General features: G+C 56.0%; 12 protein-coding genes. 3 read left to right on the plus strand and 9 right to left on the minus strand.

Translation table 11 applies throughout. The annotated features are described in order from the left end of the window. Nucleotide 1 precedes the first annotated feature (1 nt). Together PCAR_RS14690 and PCAR_RS14695 are read left to right on the plus strand one after the other, a co-directional pair. Entirely contained in the window at nucleotides 2–940 is a 939-nt protein-coding gene (locus PCAR_RS14690; protein ID WP_011342479.1) for a methyltransferase domain-containing protein, read from the plus strand. Nucleotides 941–974: 34 nt separating this feature from the next. Then, nucleotides 975–3,053, plus strand: a complete 2,079-nt coding sequence (locus PCAR_RS14695; RefSeq protein ID WP_011342480.1) for a molybdopterin-containing oxidoreductase family protein — start codon at nucleotides 975–977, stop codon at nucleotides 3,051–3,053. 126 nt (nucleotides 3,054–3,179) lie between these two features. Here the strand turns inward: PCAR_RS14695 and PCAR_RS18840 are convergent, their stop codons facing one another. The 9 genes from PCAR_RS18840 to PCAR_RS18080 all read right to left on the minus strand — a co-directional run bounded on the left by PCAR_RS18840 (nucleotide 3,180) and on the right by PCAR_RS18080 (nucleotide 14,060). Further along, nucleotides 3,180–3,347 carry a hypothetical protein gene (locus PCAR_RS18840; RefSeq protein WP_011342481.1) on the minus strand — a complete coding sequence of 56 codons (168 nt, stop codon included), beginning with the start codon at nucleotides 3,345–3,347 and terminating at the stop codon, nucleotides 3,180–3,182. 356 nt (nucleotides 3,348–3,703) lie between these two features. Next, the gene (locus tag PCAR_RS14700) at nucleotides 3,704–5,005 is read right to left on the minus strand and encodes a YdgA family protein (protein ID WP_011342482.1); all 1,302 of its coding nucleotides are present in this window, start codon (nucleotides 5,003–5,005) and stop codon (nucleotides 3,704–3,706) included. Between the two features lie 68 nt (nucleotides 5,006–5,073). Beyond that, complete coding sequence (gene modF / locus PCAR_RS14705; protein ID WP_011342483.1) at nucleotides 5,074–6,567, minus strand: molybdate ABC transporter ATP-binding protein ModF; 1,494 nt, start codon at nucleotides 6,565–6,567, stop codon at nucleotides 5,074–5,076. Between the two features lie 22 nt (nucleotides 6,568–6,589). Continuing rightward, on the minus strand, nucleotides 6,590–7,378 hold the full coding sequence (locus tag PCAR_RS14710) for a hypothetical protein (RefSeq protein WP_148204355.1): 789 nt from the start codon (nucleotides 7,376–7,378) through the stop codon (nucleotides 6,590–6,592). A 344-nt stretch (nucleotides 7,379–7,722) separates the two neighbouring features. Further along, nucleotides 7,723–8,376: a DUF502 domain-containing protein gene (locus tag PCAR_RS14715; protein WP_148204356.1), complete on the minus strand. Its 654-nt coding sequence runs from the start codon at nucleotides 8,374–8,376 to the stop codon at nucleotides 7,723–7,725. Between the two features lie 45 nt (nucleotides 8,377–8,421). Then, nucleotides 8,422–8,793 carry a hypothetical protein gene (locus PCAR_RS14720; protein ID WP_011342486.1) on the minus strand — a complete coding sequence of 124 codons (372 nt, stop codon included), beginning with the start codon at nucleotides 8,791–8,793 and terminating at the stop codon, nucleotides 8,422–8,424. Nucleotides 8,794–8,858: 65 nt separating this feature from the next. Beyond that, nucleotides 8,859–10,325, minus strand: coding sequence for an NADH-quinone oxidoreductase subunit NuoF (nuoF, locus tag PCAR_RS14725; protein ID WP_011342487.1), 1,467 nt, complete (start codon nucleotides 10,323–10,325; stop codon nucleotides 8,859–8,861). Between the two features lie 154 nt (nucleotides 10,326–10,479). Then, a complete protein-coding gene (locus PCAR_RS14730; protein WP_011342488.1) occupies nucleotides 10,480–11,769 on the minus strand; it encodes a diguanylate cyclase domain-containing protein in 1,290 nt (429 codons plus the stop codon). Nucleotides 11,770–11,825: 56 nt separating this feature from the next. Then, a complete protein-coding gene (locus PCAR_RS18080; protein WP_011342489.1) occupies nucleotides 11,826–14,060 on the minus strand; it encodes a PAS domain S-box protein in 2,235 nt (744 codons plus the stop codon). 407 nt (nucleotides 14,061–14,467) lie between these two features. Here PCAR_RS18080 and PCAR_RS14740 point away from each other — a divergent pair, with 407 nt between their 5' ends. After that, nucleotides 14,468–14,863, plus strand: a complete 396-nt coding sequence (locus tag PCAR_RS14740; protein ID WP_011342490.1) for a response regulator — start codon at nucleotides 14,468–14,470, stop codon at nucleotides 14,861–14,863. Nucleotides 14,864–14,938 lie beyond the last annotated feature (75 nt).

Consider the following 14,938-nt stretch of genomic DNA (forward strand, 5'->3'; position numbering starts at 1 on the left):
GATGAAAACCAGCTTGTTGCAGATGCTTATCTGTCCGAATTGTCTGCCCGCCGAGATTGCCTTAAGGGCAACCGTTCATCGGCAGTCTCATGACGATATCCTCGAAGGGGATTTATGCTGCGGCAACTGCGGCCATCTGTATCCGATACGCGACGGTCTGGCGTTTTTGGAGCCGCACTACGTCCCGCGAAAGCAGGAGGGCCTCGGCTACGAATCGCCCCAGGCCCTGTCTTCCTACCTGTGGAGTCACTACGGCGACCTGATGAACGACCCCGAAGCTTCCGATGCCTATCGCCAGTGGGCGGCTTTGATGGGTCCTGCCGACGGTCCGATTCTCGATATCGGCTCTGCCGTGGGGCGGTTTGCCTTTGAAATGCAGGATAAATGCGATTTCGTCATCGGCATCGACAAGTCCGAAACCTTTATCCGCGCAGCCCGGGAGTTACTGACCCGTCGTTGCAAAACGGTGTCGTTGCCGGAAGAGGGGCTGCTGCAACGCCAGGTTGCCTTGCGATTGCCCGCAACCTGGCATTTGAAAAACATCGAATTCGTCGTAGGCGATGCCCAGGCGTTGCCCTTTCGGTCCGGGATCTTTGCCGGCCTGGCATCGCTGAATCTTGTCGATAAACTCCCCCAGCCCCTGCAGCACCTTAGCGAAATGGTCCGGGTCGCCCGAAAAAGCCCCGCCCAGATGCTGGTATCCGATCCTTTTTCCTGGTCACTGGAAGCCGCCGAAGAGCGGCACTGGCTGGGAGGAAAAGCCTGCCACCCCTTTCCCGGACGCGGCCTGGACAACATCGCCGCCCTGCTGCGGGGCGACCACCCGGACCTGCGCACCGCCTGGCAGATCGAGCAACGGGGCCATGTCTGGTGGAAAATCCGCACCCATGCCAATCATTTCGAACTGATTCGCAGCTGTTTTGTCAAAGCCTGCCGCTGACCGGCAGCACGGGCCCAAGAGCGAGGAGTCCGCCATGAAAAAGGATACCGTATGTCGTCTGTGTTCCGCCTGCTGCCCGGTAGAAGTCACGATCCGCAACGGCAGACTGACCGCGGCCCGGCGCAAATCCTCGCTACCGCCGGAACAATGTCAGCCGTGCCCCAAACTGCGGGCTGCCGCCGACATCACCTATTCCCCCAACCGTCTTACCACCCCGTTGATCAGGGATCGCAACGGCAAACACAACGGCTTTCGCACAGCCGGCTGGGAGGAAGCGCTGGATGCCGTCGCCACCCGTATGCAGCAATACAGACAAGAGCATGGCGCACAATCCGTCGCCTGGTTGCGCGGCATGGCCGCGGACTGGGGCGCCCCCTGGGATTATGCGTCCCGCCTGATGCACGCATTCGGCTCGCCCAATGTCATCGGCAACGGTTCCGTGTGCCATGTCGCACGGGAAATGGCCCACGCCTTCACCTACGGCGCCATGACCATCCCTCAAATCAAAGATGCGGGCTGCATCATGGTATGGGGAAAAAACGACCAGAACACCTGTCCGCCAGCCTTTGATGCCATCCTCCAGGCGCGCCGGCAGGGTGCCCGGCTGATCGTCATCGACCCGGTCCGTACACCGCTGGCGGAGATGGCCGACATCTGGCTGCAGATCAAGCCCGGATATGACGGCTTACTGGCCATGGCCATGATCGACACCATTATCGACGAAGAATTATTTGACCGCGACTTCGTCCGGCAGTGGTGCCTGGGCTTTGACGAGCTGCGCCGCGTTGCCCAGACCTTTACCGCGGAAAACATAGCCGACAAACTCTGGCTGACTGCGGCCGATATCCGCAACACCGCACGCCTTTACGCCACCACCTCGCCGGCCTGCATCGTCGACGGCAACGGTCTCGACATGCAACTGCCGGTGTTCGATGCCACCCGTGCGGTGTGCATGCTGCGCGCGCTGACCGGCAACCTTGACCGCCCCGGCGGCGACTTGATTCCCCAGCCGGTTCCGACCCGGGATATGCAACTGAAGGAACGCCTGCCTGCGGATCTGCCGCCCATCACCTGCAACTATTCCCTGTTCAGCAGCTTTCATCACAACTGGGGGCTGCATGCCCAATCGTCGCTCATCGACGCCATTTTGGAGGAACGCCCCTACCCGATCCGCATGCTGATCGTACAATCCGGCAACCCTGCCGTCACCATGACCGACACCAACCGGGTGCGCCAGGCGCTGCAGAAACTCGAGTGTCTGGTAGCCATCGATCTGTTTGCCACCAGCACCACTCAACTGGCCGATATCGTACTGCCCGCCGCCGGATGTTTTGAAAAAACCCAGCTTAACCGGGCCGCGCTGCGCCACAGCCTGGTCACGTTGCAGGATCAGGTCATCGACTGCATCGGCGATAGCTGGCCGGACTGGAAAATCACCTTTGAACTGGGGCGCAGGCTCGGCCTTGACAAGGAGTTCCCCTGGCAAACCGTCGAAGGGGCCATCGACTACCAGCTCCAGCCGGCCGGCTTGACCACGGCCCGATTGCGCTCATCCCCCTCGGGCATAGCCTGGTGCCGGGTCGAGCATGAAAAATTTGTTTCGCAGGGATTTCGCACGCCGTCGGGCAAGGTCGAATTTTCCTCCCCGAGGCTGGCGGAAAACGGCTATCCGGCGGTGCCTTTCGGGCACGGATTCGACAGCCCCTTAAGTGATGCCGGCCAGCAGGCTGCATTCCCCTTCATCGGCATCAGCGGAGAACGCTGCAACCGTTATACCCACTCCCAGTTTCGCCAGGTTCCCGCCCTGCGGAAACAGGAACCGGAAGGATACGTCGACATCCACCCCGAAGACGCTCAGCGGCTCGCTGTTATCGACGGCACCCTGCTGCAAGTCTCGACCCCCAGGGGCTGCATCCGCATGAAAGCCCGCATCTCCGACCGGATTCATCCCGGATCGATACTCATCGCCTGGGGATGGGGCGAGGTCGATCCGCGCTGGAGCATCAACAACCTGACCGACGATACGCTACGCAATCCCGTGACTGCGACCCCGTCCAATCGCAGCTTCATGTGCAAAGTCGAAAAATGCCAGCAGGCCGACAAAGGTGTTTGAGACGACACTCTCGGCGATCATGGCATCCCAACCTAAACAGGCCGCCGGGAGTATGACAAGGCAACTCCCGGCGGCCTGTTTTCAGGTATGGCATCTTTGCATGGCGTTTTAAAACACCGCACGACACTATTTGGGCCGACGATAATGACTACCGATCAGGCACAGGAGCAGCAGCAGCGAAAAAATACGCCAAGCCAGCAGTGAATTCCATAAGCCTTCCAATAGCTGCCCCATTTGCACAAACCACTCATAAAGGCTACCGCCCAGCAACGCGCGCATGGAATCCATCAACATTGGTCCATCTCCCCTCAGCAAACACGTTTTCTGATTAAAAGTTCCACCCCGGTTCATACAGTGTGCCGCAGATTCGTCAACAGGCAACCCGACTCATGGGAAAAGTTGGCATGCCTTGCCATTTTTCCGGAGAAGCGCATGGGGCAGGTTGAGTCGCCGGCAACCCGTACCTGTACCGCCGCGACAGGTCAGCTACGCCGGTCCGAAGATTGAGGCCCGTCGAAACACCCCGGCAGGGTTGGCAAAAACCGACATCCAAAAAGCCGGATGTGCCACACGGATAATGAACCGTGCACAACGAAAAGGGGCCGCGTTCCTTGCTATGGAAGCGGCCCCCGTCCTACAAAACAGCAGGGTTATTGGGATACGGGCTTGCCATTCAGACTGGCCTTGCCTTCGGCGAAGGAAAGCTCCGCTTCCAGGCCGTTATTTTCGGTTTTTACCAGAATCCCCTCGGAAACCAGGGATTGTGCAAGACTTGCGGCTTGACTGGACAGATCCTCAGCCGAAAACTGCTCGCCCTGCATGGCGCTGACCAGTCGATAGCCTGAGACGAAGGCGTCCGCATCGAAATACACCGTCGCTCCGGCACGGACACCTTTCACATCGAACGCAGGACGATTTTCCTGCTGCATGTTTTCCACGTCCACAAAGCCCTGTGCATGGATGTTTCCGCCGGCGGTCTCCAACGCCAGGGTCTCCAGTTTGAAATGCATGCCTTTTTGCAGCAACTCGACAGTCTTTGACATAATCTGCAATTGAATCAAGAACGGATCAACATCGCTCCCGGCCAGGGCCTCCGCCGACATGCTGCCGTAAACCTCCTGAAGTGCCCTGGCAGCATCGGCGTCCATGCCGGTAATCTCGAATTTCAATCGACCATTGCTACAGGCCTCGCCCGCAACCGCCAGGTCTGCAAAGGCAACATCCACGTATTGGTTCAGCGTCCGATCGGTAAGGGTACTGTTAAAACGGTAGCTAAGCCCGTTCAGTTCGTATCCGGCAACACCTTCGCGATTGAGGAGGATTTTATCCAACTGCAGCACGCCCTCCCCCAGCGGAAAACCTCCTTGCTCCCGGTAGTTGAAAAATCCGTGAAAACCATCAAAAGTCAGATCCTGAATTTCGGGGGTCCGAACCTGCATGCTGGCAACCTTGAAGTCGAAATCCCCATCATCCATCCCGGCATTCAGGCTGCCGTTCATCTCAAGCCCCTGCAGTCGGATGCGGAGGCCATCCCGATCCGTTTCCATGACCGGTATGTTCATCCGCATATCGGAGTTGCCGGTCAGACCGAAATGGCTGACCATCTGCAATTGTTCCAAAGGCAGATACGCACCTATCTCGGCCAGGCCCTGTTCATCGTAGGCTTCCTGATTGACGGTCGTTACCACTTTGGCGCCCCAGGGCAGATGCGTCACCTTGTGCAGCAAATGCAGGGGAACCGCCTTCCCTAACACCACAGAAGTTCGAGCCTCGGATTGCAGCAACCCCTTCGTGTAGTCATCGAGGCTCACTTTTACCGCGGGACCATACAACTCCCCGGTTTTTTCCGCCTGAGCGGCAAAAATCTTCTCGGCTTGAAAACTCGAATACCATGTCGCCCCCAACAGGCCGGCGACAAGCAACGCACCAACGATAATAACGATTTTTTTCATGACCTCTCCCGATAACAGTAATTAGCTTCCGTTTTCAAAATACCGCATGGCATACCGATCTTGCCTGATTACAAGGATTCCGCCGTACCGCTGCGCCCAGCTTCGCATGTCACCCTGGAAGTATAACCTCCTTCCGGCGCGGGAACCATTTCCAGACTATGCGTTATGCAGGGAATGCAGTCCTCCGGATGGTGGGTCACATAAAGGATCTGGGTATGGCCACGCGTCCCGAGAAAGTCGACAAGCTTTAAAACCATTTCCCGGTTGATCGCGTCCAGGCCCTGGCACGGTTCGTCCAGAATCAACAACCGGGGCTGCTTGATCATCGCTCTGGCCATAAGCACCATACGCTGTTCCCCGTACGACAGACTGCGCAACGGAGCATGGCGTTTGTCCTGCAGGTGAAGGATTTCCAGCCACTGCAGGGCGATGGCCCGTTGTGCGGAAGAGTAGCGGTGATAAACCCCGATACTGTCGAAGAAACCGGAAATGACCGCAAGCTCTGCCGTCACACCAACCCGATAGCTCTGCTGGAAAGCGGTGGACACCAGACCGATTTGTTTCTTGATATCCCAAACACTCTCCCCTGTGCCGCGCTGCCGACCGAACAGACGAATGTCGTTGGCATAAGCCTGGGGATTGTCGCCCGAAACCAGACTCAGTAAAGTCGATTTACCGGAGCCGTTGGGACCACTGATCTTCCAATGCTGCCCGGGCGACACCGTCCAGTTGAGCCGGTTCAGAACATATTTGCCATCATAGCGCACCATCACGTCTTTCATTTCGACCAGCGCTGCGTCATCGCGCACGGAACCGGCGTCGCTCCCTTTGGGAACGGCCGGCAAACGCTCCGGCAGGGCATAATGAAAGGCGTGAAACCGCAACAGCGCCTCGGAGGCGAGAAGTTCTTCACGGGGACCGCTTGCGAAGATGCGACAGTCGCGCAGGTAGGCCAGATGGGTTATGCAGGGCAGAATTTCGCTGAACCGGTTCAGCAGAAGGACAAGGCGCAACCCCCGCTGGGCCAGATCACTGATCAGACTCCGCACAACTTGACAGGATGCCTGATCCAATCCGTCAAACGGTTCGTCGAGCACCAGCAGTTCGGGATCCTGTAACAACGCCCGGCAGATCACCACCTTGCGCATTTCACCCGTCGATAAAAACCGGATACCGCGCTCCAGCAGATCGGAAAAATGCAGCTGCGCGGCAAGCTTGTGAAGCCTTGGGGCGGCATCGGGCTGCCCTTCAAGAATAAAATCCCGTACCGAAGTCCCCTGGTCGATGCGGTCGAGAAAATCCGTATCGTCGTTGTAACGCTCGATCTCGAGAATCTCGTTGACCGTTTCAAAAGCAATGAAAGCCGACTTTTCCACGGTATCCAGAAAACCGGAGTCGACCTCGAGTTCGCCGCACAGCAGCCTGCCCAGAGCCGATTTTCCCGAGCCGTTGGCGCCGACGATGGCCCAATGGTCATCGCCACCGATGTGTAAAGAGATATCCCTCAGCCAGGCATGCTTGCCAATGCGTGCCGTAACCCCGTCAAGACCGATAATCGCCAACTGCCACTCCCGTAGATACCTGTTATTTGATGGGCGTAAAAACCCGCCCCACCTGTTTGAAGCGCTTGACGGCAATGGTATCGTAAAGGCCCTTGATGGTCACGGTCAAATATGGTTTCGACGCATCGTCGGTAACAGGCAGCAGCTGGCTAACGGTAGCGGATGCCGGGATCACCAGGGGTTTTTTATGCACACAAGCGGAATCCATGCCCTGCAATGTATCGGAGAATCTCCACTGAACGCTGCAATCGTCGCGAAAATCCTGCGGGGTGGGATTCTCGATGACAACGACCAGCTTGGAACCGACCTTGTCCGGGGCAATCCTGCGCCTGACGCTACGAATTTTGGGTGCGGCATACCTTGCTGCGAATTTTTTCGCAAAGACCAGAGGTTTTCCCGGCTCCAGATCCTGGCGGATTTCCACGCGGATCCAGCGCGTACCCCGGGGAAAGGTTTGAATAACCGGCCCCTGGCTGCTACCCGGAGGAATGCTCCTATGTCCCAGCACATGACTGTCTTCCCAGGGACCGTCGATGTCCCCGGCATAGGAGGTGGTGACCTCGAGCTGGCCGGACGCTTCCCGGGAACGGTTGTTCAGGGTATACAGATACATGGGCCGCCCGTTCCACAAGGTGCGAAAATCGTTCACCTCCATGGTCAACCAGGGCCGCAGCTGCCTGTCTATTTTTTCCGCCAGGGCAGGTCGAACGACATTGCGGTCCAAAGCCGGTTTTTTTGTGACTGTTTGGGCAGCGGCGAAGGTGGTCGGCAGCAACATCGACAAGCATAGGCACAAGATCCCTTTACGCAAAGGTTTTTCCTCCACCGATGTTTTGAGCGAAAGAAGCGGTACAGACCTGAAGGAACACGCGTAAAAACTCTCCCCCAAATCCCGAAGCATAACATTAATGCTTTTTATGCAGCAGTTACCAACCAAAGTCAAGTAACTCCGTTTATGTCAGCCCGGTTCATATCAGGGGCTCCGGGCTCAATCGCGCCCAGAGGGGATCCGAACCTATCCTTGCAACCTCATTGAAAAATGTGCCTGTTTTCAAACAAAAAGCCCATCGCGTGAGCGATGAGCTTTTATCTCCTACTGTTTGCCGGGCTGCCGCATAAAGCACTCCAGAGCATAACAGGCCGAACCACACCTTTTCAGGCAGAACCTGCCGGCTTCGCACTCCCGGCCCCACGCCGGCCTTCTGCAACGGCATTGCCCTTATCGGCGGTGAGGCCTCCCGTGACCACAAAACCCATGGCCCGATGCGTGGAGATAGCCACTGGATTAACGGCGGACCGCGGGACGATCACCGTATAACCACCGATCTGGTAACTCAGGGGAAGGTATACGGCCACTTCATCGGCATCTCCAATGCCCTCCGGAAGATTGCTGAAATCGCTGCAGGTAACGAAGCCGAGCATCCGCATAGGCATGCCGCCGAAGTCAAGCTCGACGGTCACGACCTGGTTAAACTGGGCCTCGCGCCTGGCGGCAAAGAACCCGATGAAATCCTTGAGCGAACCGTACAACACCTTTACCAGAGGAATGCGGTTCATCAGCGCTTCGCTCAGGCTGAGCATCTTGCGCACCAGAAAGGCATTTAGCGCCATGCCGAACAAAAAAGTAAAAAGCAATCCGGCAACCAGGCCCATACCGGGGATATACCTTCCGGGTGGCAGCAGCAAGGTCAATACGGAACCGAGTACGGTTTCGGCAGAGCGCACCAGCCAGTAAAGGATATAGATGGTCAGGATGGCGGGCAGCATGGCGGCCAGCCCCTGCAACAAGGTCCTGCCGAGTCGCTTCATAAACATTGTGGCTCCTGGATTCATTCCTGCCGCGACGACACATCCTCAGGAATAGGGTTTGTAGGGCTCAGACCTGAGACGCATGTCGAAAACACCGAGCAAGGCCCATGCAGCGGCACGCGGAGGCATGTGCAACAACTTACGCTGGAAAGCGGTCGCCCCCCCGGGGATGCTGCCCAACAGATAATCGAGGGCAGCCCGCTGATCAGGCTGCCACACCAGCTGCATCAACTCATCGGCCGTTTCCTCGCTGGCCAGGCACGAACAATCCACCAGTCCCCAGGACATGAGTTGAAATACCGGCAGCACCACAGGGTGCTCCGCCACACCGGCAACCTTGAGTTTAAGACTTGCCAGCCGATTTAAAGGAGTCAGTCGTAGAGATTCCGTTCTTCTGTAAGTTCTTTTATCACACATATACAAACACCAACCGTAAATTTACCGTCGGGGCACCTCGCCTTCCGGAGCATATCGCGGCACGCTTAACGGGTGACAATCGCCTCGAACTTGCATTTGTCCTGACATGCGCCGCACTTGATGCACTTGCTCTGATCGATGACATGCGGCTGTTTGACTTGACCACTGATGCATTCGACCGGGCAGATCTTGGCACACAGGGTACAGCCGACGCATTTGTCTTTAAGGATCACAAATTGCCGAAGGTGTGTGCAAACGCCGGCCGGACAGCGTTTTTCTTTGATATGAGCCAGGTATTCGTCGCGAAACACCCTGACGGTAGACAAGATAGGGTTGGGCATGGTCTGGCCCAATCCGCACAAAGCCGTATCTTTTATCGTACGAGCCAATGTAACGAGCGTTTCCAGATCATCTTCCGTAGCCTGACCGAGGGTTATTTTATCAAGCAACTCCCACAGACGTTTGGAACCGACGCGACATGGCGTACATTTGCCGCAGCTTTCATCCATGGTGAATTGCAGGAAAAATTTGGCGATGGCGACCATGCAGGCATCCTCATCCATGACAATCATCCCGCCGGAGCCCATGATCGATTCGCGCGCCGCGAGATTTTCATAATCGATAGGCGCGTCGAGATCCTTGTAAGTCAATACCCCGCCGGAGGGTCCGCCGGTCTGCACCGCCTTGAATTTTTTACCACCGGGACAGCCCCCCCCGATATCGAAGACAACTTCCCGAAGAGTAATGCCCATGGGCACTTCGATAAGGCCGACATTGGTGATCTTGCCGACCAGGGAAAAGACCTTGGTTCCTTTGGCAGTAGGCGAGCCGATGCTGCTGAACCAGTCGGCCCCTTTCATCATGATGGCGGGAACGTTGGCCAGGGTTTCGACATTGTTGACGATGGTCGGTTTGCCCCAATAGCCGGATTCCGCCGGGAACGGCGGTTTGGTATAGGGTTCGCCGCGATTACCTTGGATAGAGCGGATCAGAGCCGTCTCTTCACCGCAGACAAAGGCTCCGGCACCGTACTTGAGCTCGATATCGAAGGAAAAATCGCTACCGAGAATATGCTCGCCGAGCAGTCCGTAGGCGCTGGCCTGCTTGATGGCGGTGCGCAGACGTTTGATGGCCAGGGGATATTCGGCGCGGATGTAGATGACACCATGATTGGCGCCGACAGCATATCCTGCGACGAGCATGCCTTCGAGCACACTGTGGGGATCGCCTTCGAGCACCGCGCGATCCATAAAAGCTCCGGGATCGCCTTCGTCCGCATTGCAGACAATGTACTTGGTATCCGACTCGTATTTGGCGGCAAAGCCCCATTTGACGCCGGTAGGAAACCCTGCACCACCCCGTCCGCGCAATCCGCTACGGGTCATCTCATCGATGACCTGCGACGGCGTCATATCGTTCAGGCAACGGCCAATGGCCTGATAACCGCCGACAGCAATGTAAGCGTCGACCTTTTCGGGGTCGATAAATCCTGAATTGCGGGTTGCAATACGCAGTTGTTTTTTTTCCGCCACGGAACACTCCCTCTCTGATTGGGTTGTTTTCTATCGAACAATTCAATGCCGCCAGAAAAACAAGCTTCTAAGAAGTATGCCGCAAATTTCCGTTTAAAAAAGTGCATGTCCCCATTTCGGAGGGCAGCAGAGACGGTTTTTTTAAAAAAAGGAACTACTCGAGGTAAAAAGCGAAGGTGCCTTTGCCGGAATGTTTGACCTTGTACATGGCGGTATCGGCCCGGCTGATAAGGTCATCCGCGGAAAGACCATGCTCCGGATAGAGGCTGATACCGATAGAAGCACCGATATAGCAACGTTCGTCCCGAATGATAAAGGGCGAGGCTATGGCTTCCAGAACCTTCTGCGCCACCAGACTGGCGTCTTGTTTGTCTTTGATTTTCGACAACACAAGGCCGAATTCATCGCCCCCCAGACGCGCCGCGGTATCGGCCGAACGCAACAGGTGGCTGAGCCGCCGGCCGATGATTTCCAGCACCTCGTCGCCGGCCGTATGCCCCAGGCGATCGTTGACCGCTTTGAAGCCGTCGAGATCGATAAACAGCATGGCAAGACGTCCGTTGTTGCGCCGGGCCCGCGCCAGGGCCTGTTCGAGGCGGTCGATAAGCAGACGACGGTTGGGCAATCCGGTCAGAGAATCATGGGTCGCCTGCTGCTGCAGCTTCCGGTTAAGAATCAAAAGTTGCAGTTGCGCGTCTTTCTGTTCGGTGATATCGGTCACCACGCCGGCCAGACGGTAGGGGCGTCCCTGCGGATCGGAGACGGGGAATCGGCGATCCCGCACCCAGGAGATGGAACCGTCAGGTCGGACAATGCGGTATTCCAGTTGCAGGCTTTCAAGGGGGGGATGATCCAGCAATGAACGGACCGCGCTGCGGTCTTCCGGATGGACACCTTCCAGGAACGACAGGGGAGCATCATGCAACTCCTCCCGTCTGCGCCCCCAGATCTTTTCATAGGCGGGGCTGACATAAATCAGCTCTTTTAAATCGGCCGTACTGAGCCAGAAGACATCGTCGATGCTCTCGGTCACCAACCGGAACTTCTCTTCGCTCTCCTCGGCCTGACGCTGCAAGGCATGTTTGTGCAAGGCCAGCTCGATGCCGATGCGCAGATCTTTTTCCTGAAAGGGCTTGAGCAGATAACCGTACGGATCGGTGCTTTTGGCCCGTTCCAGAGTATCCCCATCGGCATGGGACGTAAGATAGACAACGGGTATCCGGCATGTCCGGCGGATCGCGGCAGCGGCTTCGACTCCGCTCATCTGCCCCTTGAGGCTGATATCCATCAAGACCAGATCCGGCCGCAGGTCAACCGCCTGGCGTACGGCATCCTCGCCGTGCGAAACAACGCCGCACACCTCGTAGCCCATCCTCTGGAGGCGCGTCTGGATCTCCAGCGCAATAAACGCTTCGTCTTCAACGATTAACAGCTTCGCCTTCACGGACAACACACTCCTTTCGGCCGGAGTTCAGCCTACACAGTCAGCGGCGCTCCCCTCTAGCCGGGGAAAGACAGATTAAAGCTGGTACCGCGGCGACTTTGCACCGACAAGCTCCCGTCGAGCTGTTGAACCAACGCGCAGACCAGCTGCAGTCCCAGCGTTTCGGCCTTGCGGTAATCGAAACCGGCAGGCAGACCGATTCCGTCATCCGCGACACACAAGTTCACGCTGCCATTTTGGCGGGTAATTTCCACCTTGATCGAGCCGCAAGTCCCGTCGGGAAAAGCATGCTTCAAAGCATTGGAGAGGAGTTCCGTGATCAAAAGACCGCAAGGAACCACCTTTTCGATATCGAGAACGCCGTCATCAACATCGACTTTGCAGTCAATGACGGATTGCGGCGACATAAAGGTTTGCTTTACATGCGACACCAAGCTTTGCACATAGTCTAGCAAACTGATATCGGCAAGGTTTTTCGATTGATAGAGCTGCTCATGAGCCAACGCCATGGAGCAGATGCGACTCTGACTCTCGGCAAAGAGGGTTTTGGCCTCGGGATCGTGAAGCTTTTGCGCCTGCAGATATAACAGGCTCGATACGACCTGGAGATTATTTTTCACCCGGTGGTGGATCTCTTTGAGCAGGACCTCCTTTTCGACCAGCGACGCCTTGATACGTTCTTCGGCATGTTTGCGTTCGCTGATGTCGATAACAATCCCTTCATAATGGGTTACCTGCCCCTCTTCATCCCGCTCGGCATTGGTCTGGTCACTGATCCAGCAGACCTTCCCCCCTCTGCCGAGGATCCGATACTGCTGTTCAAACCGGTCGACACCGCGGGCCGCAAATACTTCAACCTCCCGTGCTACCCGCTCCCGGTCTGCAGGATGAATAATGGAAGCGAACATCCGCTTGCCGGAAAGGAATTCTTCCGGTTCATAACCGAACTGGGTAATGTTTTTGGTCACCAGAACGACCGGCCACCCGGGTTCGGCCTTCCACCGGAACAACACCACCGGGCTGTTTTCAACCACCAGGTTGGCCTGCAGCAGTTGCTGTTCGACCTGCTTGCGGACAGTGATATCGACCAGCAGGTTAAGAGCCCCTATCAGATTTCCGTCGGCATCGTAGAGAGGCTCGGGGTAGGCAACCACATGGGCATACCCGTCTTGTTCCCTCTCGATGAGCACTTCCTGCCCCTGAAATCGCTTGCCCTGTTTCAGGGTCTTGGCCATGGGACAAGCATCGAAGGCCATGGGCCGGCCATCGGGGTACCACAAACGAAAGGAACCGCACCAGAGCTCTTTGTTCAGTTCGGGTTTGCGGCCCCAGAGTTCAGCCGCATTGCGGTTGTAAAAGGTGATCCGGCCATCGGCGTCGGTGGTATAAGCCGCGATGGGCAGCATCTCCATCAGTTGCCGATAGCGATTTTCACTCTCGCGCAAGATGGTTTCGGTGGCTCTGCGCCTGGAGATATCCGTAACAAAAGTGCAATGATACTCCTTGCCATCGAATTCCACATGGTTGATGCGCACTTCAACGGGATAGACCCTGCCGCCTTTGGTCCGATGCCAGGTTTCTATGATGCGCGAACCATCGGGCCGCAGTTTTTCCCAGTTCAGGCTGTAGTCTTTGATGGGATAGGCCGGATCGAACTCGTGAATAGACATGCCGATGAGTTCTTCGCGTCGGTACCCCAGGGCGCGACAAGCCGCGTCATTGACATAAAAAACCTTGGCATCCTCCGTCAGCCAGAACGCCTGATCCGCTGTATTTTCCACGACGTACTGGGTAAACCGCAGCGCCTCGTCGATCCGCTTGCGCTCGGTAATATCCTCAGCGAAGCCCTCAACCTGATCCTGCGCATGGGGAACCCGGCGAAAACGTAGGCAGGTATCGATGAAGCTGCCGTCCTTACATCGAAAGCGTCCTTCAAAACTCTGCCAGTCATCAGATTGCAAGGCCATGGCGATGACCTGTTGACTCCGGAAAGGATTCGCATGAATGAACCCGCCACCCTCCCCGCCGTTGACCATCGCCACCATCTGCTTCGGCGAATCATATTTACACATATCCGCCAGAGTCTGATTGGCCTCCAGCAGTTTTCCATCGAGGGAGAACCGGAACATGCCGATGGGGACATTTTCAAGAACATTCCGCTCATATTGCTGCCGTTCATCCTGCGCGGAGCTTTCGGTTATGGTTCTGATGTCATATCCGTGATTGCGTAAAAGTTCTTGAAGTTCTTCAACGTCGTGCCCAACGCCTTCAATGGCTAAAATCGTTTGCATGCATACTCCGCGTCAAAATTAACCCGATATCCAAAAAAGGCTTTGACGAACACCTGGATTTCCCATAGACTTGCTGTTTTGCGTAAGCGATGAATGCTTAATTTTATCTTCTTCATAATAAAATGGGACGATTTCAGTTTATTTGATTACATCGTGCAGACGCAATAAAAAATCGTTTTAAAAATATCCGCATAAAGTTCTGCGATAACAGAAATAAGACATTAGGAGAAACCAACATATTACCAGTTGTGATTCACCCGCGCCCATATATACTCAACATGTTGCATCATTGGTCTGAATGCAAAACCTTCGCATTTTATTTGCCATAAAAACAGGTGCTGACAGCGGCTGAACATATTTAAACTTTATTTAAAAAAATCAAACCATAAAAAATACTGAAATAAACCATGGAAAAACCCGGAAAGATCAAAATACTATTGGTGGAGGATGAGGCCATTACTGCACTGGCGATGGTCGGAGCCCTGCAAGCGATGGGATATAATACCTGCCAACCGGTAGCTACCGGCGAAAAAGCCTTGCAAAGTCTAAGTCAGGAGGCGCCGGATGTGGTTCTGATGGATATCAGTCTCACCGGCGACATGAATGGCATCGAAACGGCCCGCATCATGATGCAATCCGGATTTCATGCGATTATTTTCGTCACCGGCTTTTCATGCGGGGAGCTGTATGAATCCGCCAAAGCCCTTGACCCCGTAGCTATTTTTACCAAACCGGTCAACCCGCAAAGTCTTAAATCCGCCATTGACGGCGCCATGACTTCGGCGCGGCCCGGCAACGGCTGAGCACCGTCCCCCACCAAGGGGACCAGACCAACGACCCGGACGTTCTCCTAAACCATCCCCCCGACCTGTTCTGCC

The sequence above is a fragment of the Syntrophotalea carbinolica DSM 2380 genome (assembly GCF_000012885.1).
Classification (GTDB): domain Bacteria; phylum Desulfobacterota; class Desulfuromonadia; order Desulfuromonadales; family Syntrophotaleaceae; genus Syntrophotalea; species Syntrophotalea carbinolica.

Bases quoted from the DNA above. Each gene is read 5' to 3' on its own strand.
- PCAR_RS14695 (WP_011342480.1), top strand. From the start codon at position 975: ATGAAAAAGGATACCGTATGTCGTCTGTGTTCCGCCTGCTGCCCGGTA.
- PCAR_RS14740 (WP_011342490.1), top strand. From the start codon at position 14,468: ATGGAAAAACCCGGAAAGATCAAAATACTATTGGTGGAGGATGAGGCC.
- PCAR_RS18080 (WP_011342489.1), bottom strand. From the start codon at position 14,060: ATGCAAACGATTTTAGCCATTGAAGGCGTTGGGCACGACGTTGAAGAA.
- PCAR_RS14720 (WP_011342486.1), bottom strand. From the start codon at position 8,793: ATGTGTGATAAAAGAACTTACAGAAGAACGGAATCTCTACGACTGACT.
- PCAR_RS14700 (WP_011342482.1), bottom strand. From the start codon at position 5,005: ATGAAAAAAATCGTTATTATCGTTGGTGCGTTGCTTGTCGCCGGCCTG.
- PCAR_RS18840 (WP_011342481.1), bottom strand. From the start codon at position 3,347: ATGTTGATGGATTCCATGCGCGCGTTGCTGGGCGGTAGCCTTTATGAG.
- PCAR_RS14715 (WP_148204356.1), bottom strand. From the start codon at position 8,376: ATGAAGCGACTCGGCAGGACCTTGTTGCAGGGGCTGGCCGCCATGCTG.
- PCAR_RS14690 (WP_011342479.1), top strand. From the start codon at position 2: ATGAAAACCAGCTTGTTGCAGATGCTTATCTGTCCGAATTGTCTGCCC.